Genomic DNA, 12,072 nt, shown 5'->3' with positions numbered 1-12,072 from the left:
TTGAAGGAGGGACATCATCATGGCAGTTGATATCAATCCCGATGCCACCCTGATCCCGGATCAGGCTGAGGTGTGGATTCAGCTCAAGGAGGATGTGGCCGACATCGCGACGGTCATCCCGACCCTGGCCAGCGCCGACCTCGAAGCTCTCGGTTGGGATTTCGTCGGCCTGGTCGACGACAAGAAGGGCATCCCGATCGATCCGACGATCGAGATCAAGGAGTACGACGGCTTCGGCCATCCGGTGTTCCGGACGAAGGCCCGCAAGGGCAAGGTCAAGTCCGGGTTCACGATCTTCGAGGACAACGCCACGACCCGCAAGATCGTGCTGCCCGGGTCGGCGTCGGACAAGGTCGGCATCCCGAAGGATGTGCAGATCTACGTGCTGTACAAGTTCGTCGACGAGGACCGCACTCAGCTGTGGGTGTCGCTGCGGCCGGCGACTGCCGAGCTGAAGAGTCACGGTGGCGTCGTGGACGGTGAGCTGTCGTTCGCCGAGATCGTGGTGCACCACACCGCGGACGCCAACCGGGACGTGTTCAAGCGGGTGGGCCCGTCGGTGTCGAAGAAGTTCACGCTGGGCATCGGCGTGACCGCGTACACGGTGACAGTGAACGGTGACACCACGGCGTCGATCACCACGTTGACGAGTGCCGGGCTGCAGACCGCGCTGCGCGCGTTGGCAGGTGTCGGGGTGTCCGGTGTGACGGTGTCGGGTTCGGGTTCCGGTCCGTTCACCGCGGAGTTCACGGTGCCGGTGTCCACGGTTTCGGCTGCTGGTACGGGCGGCTCCGTCTACGTCGAGTAGCCGCACCCGCTTTCGATCTCCCAGCCCGGTCGGGTCCGACTCCCCGGCCGGGCTGGGCTTCGTCAAACCCACTGAGTCGGACCCTATTTCAAGGAGTCGGACCATGAGCACCACACCTCGTAAGCGCACCCCTGCGAAGAAGGCGACGGCCGCGCGCCAGGCCGAAGCCGGCGACGGGTTCGTGACCGTCGAGCAGTGCGGCGTCGAGCTGCGGATCCCGATCGGTGACAACGTGCCCCTGGAGGCCATCGAGGTCATCAGCCAAGAAGTCGCCGGGCCTCAGAGCAAGGCTGACGAGCTGCGCGACGACATCGCCGTGACCAGAGCACTGGTGGGTCCCGAGCAGTGGGAGACGTTCAAGGCTGCCCGGCCGACGCTGCGTGACTACCGAGAGCTCAGCTCGAAGATCGTGGGGTTGACGGGAAACTAGTTGGCCTCTTTCGCCTGCTCAATGAGCACGGCGACGACATAGAGGCTGACCTAGACCAGTTCCACAACATCGACCTGTGCGACCTCTACAACGGCACACTCTCTGTCCGCAAGCTCGGTGTGCTCGTCCGCAAGCTCCCGACGACATCACGACTGGCGACGGCTCTCAACGATGGCCAGCCGGTCTGGCAGCTGACAGACCACCTACTGGCCGACGTGTGGGTGGCGCTGGTGAAGCTGCTCGGCGACCCGGAGAAGGTGCCGGAGACCATCGACCATCCGCTGCGCGCCGAGATGAGAGCGAAAGCTACTGCCGCACATAAACAGTCGCTCAAGCAGGAATACCTGCGCCGCAAGCGTGGATACGACGCGAAACGAACCGAAGGGGTGAGCGAGTGACGACCATCGGAACTGCTGTCCTCCAGATCATCCCGTCCCTCCGTGGCGTGACTGAGGCGATCGAGAGTCAGATCGATGGCAAGGCTGTCGATATCCAGATCAAGCCGAAGGTTGATCAGCGCGCCACCGAGCAGGCCGCGAAGCAGACCCGGGAGACCGTCGAGAAGCAGACGACCGAGGTCAAGGTTCAGCCGAAGGTCGACACCCGGGCCGCCGAGCAGGCCGGCAAGGCGACGGGTGAGGCTGTCACCAAGGGCGCGAGCGATGCTGTCGAGAAGTCCAGCACCGGCAAGGACATCGCCAAGGTCATCGTCGACGGCATCGCTGACGGTGTGAAGGATGAGCTGCGCGGTGGCCCGCTGGTCGATGAGTTCGTCGAGGGTCTCGCCGACGGTGTGAAGCAGGGCATCGACCGGGGCGGCGTCAGCACGACGATCATCAGCACCATCAGCGACGGCCTGAAGTCGGGGAATGTCGGCGGGACGATCAAAGACGCTGTTCTGCCGACCATCAAGGGTCTCGGCACAGATCTGCGGTCCAGTGCGACCGACTGGTCCCGCGGGATCGCGGATTCGCTGCGTTCCGGAGACATTCAAGGCGCAACCGATGACATCGGCAACACGGTGCGGTCCGCCACCGACACCATCGCGACCATCGGGTCAACGTTCGGGCTGCAACTCGACGGCGTGCGTCAGTTCGGCGAAGGGTCAGCCACGGCACTGTCCGATGTGTCCGGCAGGGTCCAGGGTGTCATCACACCCGCGCTGGAGCTGAAGTCGAAGTTCGACGACATCGGCGGCGTCCTGGAGACCGTGCTCCCAGGCAAAGCCGAGAGGGGCGCGAAGGCGATCTCGGCCGCGCTGGCGCTGATCGTTGTCCCCCAGATCGGCAAAGAGCTCACCGACTCGATCAACGAGTGGTTGGAGGAGAACCACCCGCGGCTCGCCGAGCTCAACCAGACGAACACCCCTGACCAGTTGGGGAAGCGGGCCCGGGATTGGGTAGACCGGAACGTATTCGGCGAAGGCCGCCCGGTGAGCACCGGCGTTCCGCAAGGCCCGGTGCCGGTCGGTCAACCGCTATCTCCGGTCGATATCGTGGCACGCCCGCCCGCGCCCACACGCCCGTCGCGACCGCTGGACCCGTATGGTCTCCTGCCTCCCGGCGGTTACGGTTCCGGCGGCTATACGGGCAGTTTCCCGGTCGATCAGGTTGCCGGCGTGGTGCACGGCAAGGAATACGTAGTCCAGGCCATCTCCCAGGAGCGCATCGAGCGAGACCATCCCGGCCTGCTCGACCACATGAACGCCACCGGCAAGCTCCCCGGGTATGCGGGCGGCGGTCTGGTCACCGGCGCGCAGCAGCTTCGCGCGGTGATCGGGGAACGGTTCGGGATCTCCGACATCGGCAGCTACCGCGGCGCGGACAAGTACGGCGAGCACTCCACTGGCCGCGCCCTGGACGTGATGGTCGGCAACAACAAGTCAAAGGGCGACGCGGTCAAGGATTTCGCGCTGGCCAACTCGTCGGCGATCGACCTGAAATGGGTGATCTGGCGCCAGCACCTGTACTACCCAGGCGGCGGCGGCTACGACATGCCCGACCGCGGCAGCCCGACACAGAACCACATGGACCACGTGCACATCTTTTCTGGTACCGGTATCGCGAACGGGCTGCGCGGCGCGCTGAAGGGCGTCGGGTCCGGCAGCTCATCCCCTGCGCGGTCGGCCGGCCCGGGCGCGATTGATCCATCGAGCAGTGACACGACAGGTTCCGGTGCCGCCGACGCGGTTCCGGCCGCGGCATCGGGGGCGTCATCATCGAGCTCCGGTGGCGGGTTCGGTGTGCCGTCGACGATCTCCGGGCTGGCCGGCCTCGGTGGGCAGGCGATTGGTGGCGACATCGGATCGGCGGTCGGGGAGCTCGCGGCGGGGCAGGTGTCGTCGGCGCTCGGCGTGTTCGGTGTCAACGATTCACCTGGCTGGCTGAAGGGCATCTCGACGTTCGTCGGTGGTCTGTCGATCTCGGACAAGAACGGCAAGAAGGTGTTCGACGGCAGCAACATCGGCGGCACGTTGGGCGGTGCGGGGTCGCTGTTCGGTGGCGCTGCACCGGCTGTGCCGCCCGCTCCCGCACCAGCTGCGCTGCCCGGGGGAAGTGTGCACGGCGGCCAGGCGGGACAGAACCCAGGGCCGGCCGGTACGACGTACCACATCCGCACGGCGACGGTCGAGGATGCATTTACCCAGGCGCAGCAGCAGGAAAAGGTAAGGCTGGCATCGAAGTTGGATAGGTACTGACGTGGCTGTAGCAACGATCACGCTCGAATCGTCCAACGGTGATTCGGTGGTGGCGCCGATGGTGGTGTCCGCGCCTGACGATGACATCTATCTGCGCGATGACTTCATCGTGCTCGATGTCGACCCGCAGGGTATGTACGACACCGGGTTCAAGGTGCGCACCCAGTCGGGTGCGTTCGAGCCGGGTGGGCGTGCGGTCGGCGAGTCGATCCCGATTCGGAACCCGATTCTGCCGTTCTGGCTGACTCCGGAGTCGCGGCCGCGTTTCCAAAAGCTTTGGGGTACACCGGGGAACTTGCAGAAGGTGAAGTGCACGTGGGACGGCCCGTCCGGTCCTCGGTTCCTATATCTGAAGCTGGCCCAGGAGATCAGGTACACCACCGAGGATGGCTTCGACTCCGATATCGACGGCATCTATCACGCGGTCGTCTCGGCCAATGCGTACAACCCGATGTACGAGAGCGCCGAAGATGTTGCGGAGTGGGTGAATCCGGGCAACTTCACTGTCTACAACGCGGGGTCGGAAGGCGTGTACAAGCTTGGGTATGCGGGCGACCTGACCGGCGATCTCGATGTCGATGCGAGCATTGCCACCATTCAGTCCGCGTTGGAGGGGCTGCCGTCTCTCGGTGCCGGCAACGTCACCGTGTCGGGCACCTCGAAGCAGTTCACCGTGCTTACGCCGATCACTCACCCGGGGATGCTGACGGTCGACGGCGGCGGGTTGGCGCCGCTCGCGTTCTCTGTCACGGTCGGCACGCTGACGTTCACGTTGACGGTCGGCGGCCAGTCCACCGCGCCGATCTCGTTCTTCTCGTCGGCTGCGACAGTCCAGGAGGCGTTGGAGCAGCTGTCGAACATCGGCAGTGGCGGCGTCTCGGTGTCGAGCACATTCTTCGGGTACGTGTTCAACTTCGTGAGCGGTCCGCTGGCGGGGTTCCTGACGGCGCTGTTCACGGGCAAGACGACCGCTGTCGCTCCGGTAATCCGGGTGGTCGCGAATCCGAACACCAGTTGGTTCGAGGTGTGGAACCCGACTGATCAGAAGCTGTGGCCCGAGTGGGAGCTGGATCCGGCGGTCGAGTGGCAGTTCCCTGATTTCGGGTTCGGTCAGGAGCGTCGATGGGGGCGGCCGGTGGGTGCGGATGCGGCGCGGATGATCGTGACCCCGCAACTGACGCAGATGTTGTCGGTGATGTCGGATCCGTTCATGGACACCTACGTGTCCGCGGATCTGTCCAATGCGGCCGGCCTGTTCAACGGTGTGGAGCCGATCTATCCGGTGCCGCCGTACACCGGCACTGAGGATGATCCGGTGCTGATGCCGGTGGTGTGCCGCGGCCCGTCGGGCGCGAAAGTCACTCTGCGGCAACGCCGGTTCTGGTCGGCCGAGTCAGGTTTGGAGGCGTGATGAATGCAGCAATCCTAGGGGCCGCCGTGGCGTTCGTCATCCTGTCCGTGGCGCTCACCGTCGTCGCATTCTGGGCAGGCTGGCGACTGCACCGATGGGCATCTGAGATCGGACTCCCAGTGACACCAGCACCACCGGTGCCCACTCCGGAGCCTGTCACCCCGAAGCTTCACGTCGTCGGTAACCCCACGGACCCCCGGGCGCCGTGGGTGATCTCCCGCGACAACGAGACCGAGACGGCCCCATGACGGTTGCGACGTTCGCGGAGCCGTTCACCGGTTCGGACCACGACGACTTCGCCGCCTGGGCGCGCGAGGTCCGCGAGTACCGCATCGAACGCGCCTCCGACCGGCCCATCATCAAGCTGTACGACGGCGACTGGGTCTACCGCGGCACCGTGTACGGCGAGATCGCCGGCAACGTGAACATCACGGTCAACGAGACCGGCACGATCCAGCTGCGTCTGCCGATCGACCTCGACGACCCGCGCCGCACCTGGGCCGCGTTCTGGGCCCTCGACGAAGAAGCCCGCGGTACCAGCAACATTCATATCATCGTCGAGACGATGGGCGCCCGCATCGGCGGTCGGATGAAGCCCAAGAAGGGCGTGACCGTCGGGCGCGGGGAGAAGGGCGACGAAGTCGTCATCGACTTCTTCGACGACATCGAGGAACTGAAGCACGTTTTCGTGGCGGGCAATCCGTTCCTGCCGTTGTCGCTGATTCAACAGCCCAAGGCGTGGATGCTGCTGCTGCAGGCCGACCACGGGATCTTGTTGACGTTGGCGGCGAACCTGCTTCGGTTGCAGCTCACCAACATCGACATCGGCGACCTGCTCAAGCTGCTGGACCCAGACAACTGGACCATCGAGGGTCTGGTCGACGCGCTGCGCGGGTTCTGGCAGCAGTCGCAGATCGTGGTGAAGCCCCGGTTCTTCGGCGATTCGGCGGCGCCGCTGGCGCTGGTGGTCGGCTCGATCCGTACGTCGATGTTCGATGTCGCGGCACCGATCCTCGAAGACTCCGAGATGCAGTGGGATCTGCGACGCTGGCTGACCGGCGATCCGGAGCCGTGGCCCGGCGCCGGGACGAACTGGCGCAACGGCACCCTGTTCGTCGACATCGTCGACAAGTCGGGGTTCCGCTCAGGCACCAGCATCGGCGGAAACCTGTTCACCGGCCTGACCCGCTCGATCGCGTCGGTGCTGTCCAACCACGTCGAGGACTCCTACGACCTGTTCACCGGTGAGACGATCGACGAGACCGGTTATCGGCTGCCGGGGTTCCTCGGCACGCTGGCCCCGCATCCGTATGTGGTGTACCGCGACGGCGACATCACCGGCATCCAGACGAGCGAGTTTTCCCGGTCCCCGGGCGGCGCCGGCCGGATCACCGTCGGTGGGAGATCGATGCCGGGGGTTGTCCGTGCCCCTCTGGGAAACCGGAGGGGCACGGGCAATCTCGCCAAGTCAATGAACTCATCAGCGCGGCCATCCAGTACGGCGGTGATGTGCTGGGCGACAACATCTCTGCGGTCATCAGCGCGGGTGTCGGCTACAACGTGTCGGTCGGGTCGCTCGGCGGCGCGATCGACAGCTTCTTGAACCCGATCTACCGCGACAGCATTCTGGCGAACATCTCGGTGCCGCTGCTGCTGCGTACAGCCAAGCAGGGCTGGGGCCACTACCTGGAAGACACGTCGCCGAACGTCACCCAGGCGTTCACCGCGGCGTCCGTGATGGATCTGCGCAAGCGCCGGCGGGAGACAGACCCGGACACGGACTTCACGCTGCTGGTGGCCAACGCCAGCCCGTGGCTGATCGGGGACAACGGGTTCGGGCACTGGTGGCTCGGTGACCGCATCGGCGGCACCTCGAAGTACCTGATGCCGCGGGTGTTCGTGCGGCGCAACAGAAACCTCAACATCGACTGGGGCCAGGGGAAGGGCATCGACATCGCGGGCAAGTTCGGCGACACCCGCAACCAGAAGGACGCGATCGAGCACATGGCAGAGCTGGTCGGCAGAGCGATGAGTGGATTGCAGGAGATCGGACTGTGGTAGAGAACAGCAGGGTTGAAGGCCTGACACCGGAGTCGGCGAAGGCGCTCGCGGACAAGGTCATTGACCAGACCGTGGTGCCGAAGAAGATCCCGGCAGCCGACGATATCGACGGGCAGACGAAGGCCGTCGCCGGCGCGCTGGCGTCGGCGCTGCTGACCGCGACGGAGATGCCGCTGCACATGCTGCAACCGGTCAACGCGGAGCTCGCCGCCCAGCTCGTCGCGCTCGGAATCCGCCAGACCGAGCACATCGACCCGGCCGCGTTGCACGCGCCAGCGTGGATCACTGACGGGGTGAAGCAGGAAGCCATCAAGCTGCCTGAGCAGCCGCAGCACACTGAGGCTGAGCCGCATGTGGAGCGGACCGCGGTGGCGCCGAAGTGTCCGAAGCGGATCGCCAAGGGGGCGCGGGCGGTGCGTCGGTGACCACTCCTGGTGGTGTTCCGAATCTGCCGGCTGGTGCGCTGACGCTGGAGACGTTGGCGGCGAAGCTGCAGGACATGTCGGTGCCGGCGATGCGGGAGCGTGCCGCTGCTCGCGTGCCGAACATCTTCGACGGGTCGACGGCCGGCAATCTGCTCAGCGATTTGTCGCCAGGCGGAGTCATCGCGCAGTTGTTTGCGGGGTTCAATTCGTTTGTCGCGAACGCTGATCCGGCTGACATTCAGGGGCCGGAGGATCTGCCGGGGCTGCTCACCGACTTCATCGAATCGTTGCCGGTTGTCGGCCAGCTCGTCGGCCTGGGTGAAGCGATCATGGGCACCTACGACGGTGACGATGAGGTGCTGCTGGCGATCCAGGAGGTGTTCGAGCCGATCCGGGCGCTGCTGCAGGTTGTCGGTGGTGTGAGCGGCGCGGAGCTCCCGACCGTCGAGCAGATCCTGGATGGTTGGGCGCAGCTGGCGGCCGCGATCGGCAACAGTCTCGCGAAGCTGCGCGGCCTGATCGACATCTCGTGGCTGACCAACGAGCACCAGAACCTGGTCGATGAGTCCGGGTATGACGACCCGATCACGGTGGAGTCCCCCGACGATCCGAACATCACCCACGACGCCACTGACGGTGTTCCGGGGTCAACGCCGTTGGGCTGCATGAAGATTGTGTGCAACGGCGCCAACCACGAGCGTGGCGGCAAGCTGATCGAGGTTGGGCGCGGGTGGGTTCTGGAAGCTGAGAGCGCGGTGAAGTGGGAGGTCATCACCGCGACGGCGGCGGCCAATGCGATTCGGTTGGAGCTGCAGCCGTTCAGCGTGGTGGGCACGGTGGCCACGCCGGTGGGCGGCCGGGTGTTGGTGGGTTCGGTGGCGTCGCCGTCGGGGTCCAGTGGTGGCTCTGGCGGGTGGGGTACCAGCATCAGCGGCAACTACACGGTTCCGTCGGACGGTTCCGTGACTCACGTGGCGTTGTTCCCGCGGGTGACGTCTGCGGCGTCGGTTGGTTTGGTGAAGTTCGACAACACGAATCTGGTTGCAATTCAGGATATTCCGCAGGAGTTCATCAAAGATCTGCTGGCCGATCTGCAGTCGTTGCTCGATTGGATCACGGCGTGGGTGGATAACGGGTTGGCTGCGCTGGGGATTCCGCCGATTGGGTCGCTGTTCGACCGGATCAATGATCTGGCTGACGGGATCTCCGAGATCCAGAACAACGCCGAGGATGCCATCGCTGGCCTGGCGGACAAGCTGGGGCTGGATGAGTGGGATGACTGGTTGGCTGATGCGGTTGGTGGCTGGCAGGCGTTGCTGAACAAGTTCAAGGGCGGTGTTGGCGGCACGCTAGATGATGTCGAGGCGGCGCTGAACAACGCGGGTCAGGATATTCGGGACGCGATTGCGAATGCGTTGGGGCACAGCGGCACTGGTCATACTTCGGCGCAGATCGCGACGTATCTGGCGAATATTCCGCAGGGTGTGATTACTGGCCTGACGGATTTGGCCACGCAGACGAATCAGATCGTGGACATCCTTGCTGGCAACGCGGTGACGGCCATCAATGCGACCGTCCAGGCCGTGAAGGATTGGTTTGCGCAGTGGTTTGGCGGCGGGTCGACGAATGCGATTCCGTTGTCTCAGAAGGGCGCTGCGTCCGGTGTTGCGCCGTTGAACTCGTCAACGAAGCTGGCGACGTCGTATCTGCAGACGAACGTGGCGAACGGTGTGGCTGGCCTGGATTCGTCGGGCAAAGTGGCCACGTCACTGTTGGTGACCGACACCGCGAACAATGTCCCAACCCTGGATAGTGGCGGCAAGCTCAAGGGTGGCCAGCTCCCCGACTTCTCGTCAACGTACATCCCGGTGGGGCAGAAGGGTGCCGCGCTCGGTGTCGCGCCTCTGAACGGCAGCAGCGTCATCCCACTGGAGTACCTGCCCGAAGAGGTCGGAGGTTCAGGCGGGTCTGGCGATGGTCGGCCGTATGTCATTCTGTCGCTTTCTGCGAACCAGTCGATCACGACTGGTGGATTGGGGACTGAGGTTGCGGGCTGGTCGCAGGCGGGAAGCGCGGGCGTCACGTTCGCGGACGGAACGAACACCCGGTGGCGGTTCAACCAGGCGGGTTGGTGGCAGATGGAAATGACGATGCGGTGGCCATCGTCCAACTCCACTGGCGTGAGGGATGCTTGGGTGACCAGGTATCAGGAAGCCTCCCTTGACGACGGGGCGACGTGGGGTGTGTCGAAGGGCGTTTTCCAGGCGCCGATCGCGTCGGCGGCCTTCGACTGGCAAAACGTGCTGACGACTTCTCAGCGGGTCTCTGATTTTGAGACGTCAGCGAGCGGTATACGGGTGCGGTTCTCTGACGATGATTACTTCGGAATTACCGTCAGGCAGACTGCTGGGTCTAGCCAGAACGTGTTGGGTGGGTATCCGTATCCGATTCAGCAGGGTTCGTTTGTGGTGTGTACGTATCTCGGTGCGGCTTAGTCGACGTCGGCCCAGGTGCGGCGTTTGCAGGCTGCGGATACGGCGCACTGGGACACCCCGAACTTATCGGCGATCACCCGCAGCTTTTCGCCCTCATGGCGTAGGTGGCGTATCTGCCGCACATCATCAGCGGTGAGCTTGCGGGCCGGGTTCGGCTTCACCACCGGCTGATCCAGCGGGATGCCGCGCAGTTCACGGAAGTAGTGGAAGCTGCACAGTCCCTTGGATCGGTGCTCGCCGTCGCCGAAGTGGCACTCGTTGCGGGCAATGTGCTCGCCATCGCAGTCATCCACCGTGCACCTCGGCGGACGCACGGGGACGAACGGCACGTCGAGGTTGCCCGCCCGCCACTGGTTGTAGTGGTAGGCGCAATAACCGCGGCACCAAGCCGGATCAGCGCAGCCTTGCTCTCTGCAATCCCCCATGCCTCGGGATTGTGCCATCCGCTACTGGCGTCCACGAGTCGAACGAACGAGATGGGAGGTGAACCGTGGCCTGGTCCGATACCCCGACCCTCGACACCGGCAACCCGGCGCGGGCATGGTTCCCCGAACCACCCAACCCGGCCGCACCGCAGCACGAGCCCTACTGGCGCGCCTACCACCAAGCCACGCTGGCCGCCGAGCTGGCCGACCTCGACGCCCAACTGTCCGGTGGACAAACCCAATCCGGTGAACTGGCCGCCGCGCTGCACCGCATCGTGTTCGCCGGCACAGCCGAAAAGAGCTACCCAGGTGTCCTGGCCGCCGATCTGCACCCGCTGACAGCGTTCGCCACCAACGTCCTGGCCGCCGAAGCCACCGGGGCACTACACGGCCCACAAGCCGCCCTGGCCGGCCAGCAGATCATCGGCGGCACACTCGGCGCCACGCTGCGCCCCGTCCAGGCCGCCGCGACCGGCCAACAGCTCTACACCGGAACCATCGGCGCCGCGCTCCGCCAAGCCGCCGCGCAAATGCAGGGCAGCCAGATCCACACCGGCATCCTCGACGCCGACCTCACCCACCTACTCCTGTCAGCGACCGGGCAGCAGACCATCACCGGCGCGCTCGCCTCAGTCCTCCGCAAAGCCGTGTTCGCCGGGGTCGGCAACCAAGCCATCACCGGCACCCTGGCCGCAGCGCTCCGCCAAGCACTCGCCAACCTGTCCGGCACACACACCCTGGCACCCGTCAGTATCGCCTTCACCACCGTCGGCGCCTACACCACAGTCGGCAGCGGATTCGACATCGCCGCACTCCGCGCCGCCGGATACACCCACATCGACCGCATCGCCCTCGGCGGCGGCCAAGGCGGCTCCGGGTCCTCCGCCGGTGCAGCCAACGGCGGCAACGCGGGCGTATTCAACTCCGACACCATCGCCCTGGCCTCCTACCCGTCCCTCACGGCGATGACCGGAACAGTCGGCGACGGCGGAAACGGCGGCGCTGGCGGGTTCTTCCCGTCGGACGGCTCCGCCGGCCAAGCATCGACCTGCACCGGCAGCGGACTGCCCACGCTCACCGGCGCAGGCGGCCCAACCGGATCAGGTGGCGGCCGCAACGGAGACGCCGTGTCCAGCGGCAACACCAACGGCAACAGAGACCTGCTGCTGAACGGCCAGACATATCCCGGCGGTTCCACCACCACATCAGCGACCGCCAGCGTCCCAGGCTCCGGCGGATACGGCGGCGGCGGCGGACTCGCAGCCGGATCCAAAGGCGGACGCGGCCAAACCTGGCTCTGCGCAAGGCAAGTCGTCTAA

At 65.3% G+C, this 12,072-nt stretch carries 12 protein-coding genes; 11 read left to right on the top strand and 1 reads right to left on the bottom strand.

From position 1 onward, the window contains the following. Positions 1-19 precede the first annotated feature (19 nt). From ACNQR1_RS09480 to ACNQR1_RS09435, 10 genes are all read left to right on the top strand, one after another. On the top strand, positions 20-808 hold the full coding sequence (locus ACNQR1_RS09480) for a hypothetical protein (RefSeq protein WP_418045538.1): 789 nt from the start codon (positions 20-22) through the stop codon (positions 806-808). Positions 809-911: 103 nt separating this feature from the next. Next, positions 912-1,238, top strand: a complete 327-nt coding sequence (locus tag ACNQR1_RS09475) for a hypothetical protein (protein WP_418045537.1) — start codon at positions 912-914, stop codon at positions 1,236-1,238. A 119-nt stretch (positions 1,239-1,357) separates the two neighbouring features. After that, complete coding sequence (locus tag ACNQR1_RS09470) at positions 1,358-1,636, top strand: hypothetical protein (RefSeq protein ID WP_418045536.1); 279 nt, start codon at positions 1,358-1,360, stop codon at positions 1,634-1,636. Next, on the top strand, positions 1,633-3,936 hold the full coding sequence (locus ACNQR1_RS09465; protein WP_418045535.1) for a hypothetical protein: 2,304 nt from the start codon (positions 1,633-1,635) through the stop codon (positions 3,934-3,936). The genes ACNQR1_RS09470 and ACNQR1_RS09465 overlap by 4 nt, the downstream gene beginning before the upstream one ends. Before the next feature lies 1 nt (position 3,937). Further along, positions 3,938-5,347 carry a hypothetical protein gene (locus tag ACNQR1_RS09460; protein ID WP_418045534.1) on the top strand — a complete coding sequence of 470 codons (1,410 nt, stop codon included), beginning with the start codon at positions 3,938-3,940 and terminating at the stop codon, positions 5,345-5,347. After that, complete coding sequence (locus ACNQR1_RS09455) at positions 5,347-5,595, top strand: hypothetical protein (protein ID WP_418045533.1); 249 nt, start codon at positions 5,347-5,349, stop codon at positions 5,593-5,595. The genes ACNQR1_RS09460 and ACNQR1_RS09455 overlap by 1 nt, the downstream gene beginning before the upstream one ends. Then, complete coding sequence (locus ACNQR1_RS09450; protein WP_418045532.1) at positions 5,592-6,950, top strand: hypothetical protein; 1,359 nt, start codon at positions 5,592-5,594, stop codon at positions 6,948-6,950. Before ACNQR1_RS09455 ends, ACNQR1_RS09450 begins: the two co-directional genes overlap by 4 nt. After that, the gene (locus ACNQR1_RS09445) at positions 6,908-7,408 is read left to right on the top strand and encodes a hypothetical protein (RefSeq protein WP_418045531.1); all 501 of its coding nucleotides are present in this window, start codon (positions 6,908-6,910) and stop codon (positions 7,406-7,408) included. Before ACNQR1_RS09450 ends, ACNQR1_RS09445 begins: the two co-directional genes overlap by 43 nt. Next, positions 7,402-7,833, top strand: a complete 432-nt coding sequence (locus ACNQR1_RS09440) for a hypothetical protein (protein WP_418045530.1) — start codon at positions 7,402-7,404, stop codon at positions 7,831-7,833. The genes ACNQR1_RS09445 and ACNQR1_RS09440 overlap by 7 nt, the downstream gene beginning before the upstream one ends. Beyond that, entirely contained in the window at positions 7,830-10,328 is a 2,499-nt protein-coding gene (locus tag ACNQR1_RS09435; RefSeq protein WP_418045529.1) for a hypothetical protein, read from the top strand. Before ACNQR1_RS09440 ends, ACNQR1_RS09435 begins: the two co-directional genes overlap by 4 nt. Here ACNQR1_RS09435 and ACNQR1_RS09430 read toward each other — a convergent pair. Beyond that, positions 10,325-10,753 (bottom strand): hypothetical protein, encoded by a 429-nt coding sequence (locus ACNQR1_RS09430; RefSeq protein WP_418045528.1) that lies wholly within the window; start codon positions 10,751-10,753, stop codon positions 10,325-10,327. The two genes, ACNQR1_RS09435 and ACNQR1_RS09430, sit on opposite strands and share 4 nt — an antisense overlap. A 65-nt stretch (positions 10,754-10,818) precedes the next feature. Between ACNQR1_RS09430 and ACNQR1_RS09425 the strand changes: the two genes are divergently transcribed. After that, the gene (locus ACNQR1_RS09425) at positions 10,819-12,072 is read left to right on the top strand and encodes a hypothetical protein (protein WP_418045527.1); all 1,254 of its coding nucleotides are present in this window, start codon (positions 10,819-10,821) and stop codon (positions 12,070-12,072) included.

This window comes from Mycobacterium sp. 48b (genome assembly GCF_048282725.1).
Classification (GTDB): domain Bacteria; phylum Actinomycetota; class Actinomycetes; order Mycobacteriales; family Mycobacteriaceae; genus Mycobacterium.
The sequence above is the reverse complement of the archived record's forward strand: the minus strand, read 5'-3'. Positions and strand labels throughout refer to the sequence as shown.

What these genes read in the sequence shown, in the direction of transcription:
- ACNQR1_RS09480 (WP_418045538.1), top strand. Translation starts at nt 20, where the DNA reads ATGGCAGTTGATATCAATCCCGATGCCACCCTGATCCCGGATCAGGCT.
- ACNQR1_RS09475 (WP_418045537.1), top strand. Translation starts at nt 912, where the DNA reads ATGAGCACCACACCTCGTAAGCGCACCCCTGCGAAGAAGGCGACGGCC.
- ACNQR1_RS09455 (WP_418045533.1), top strand. Translation starts at nt 5,347, where the DNA reads ATGAATGCAGCAATCCTAGGGGCCGCCGTGGCGTTCGTCATCCTGTCC.
- ACNQR1_RS09450 (WP_418045532.1), top strand. Translation starts at nt 5,592, where the DNA reads ATGACGGTTGCGACGTTCGCGGAGCCGTTCACCGGTTCGGACCACGAC.
- ACNQR1_RS09430 (WP_418045528.1), bottom strand. Translation starts at nt 10,753, where the DNA reads ATGGGGGATTGCAGAGAGCAAGGCTGCGCTGATCCGGCTTGGTGCCGC.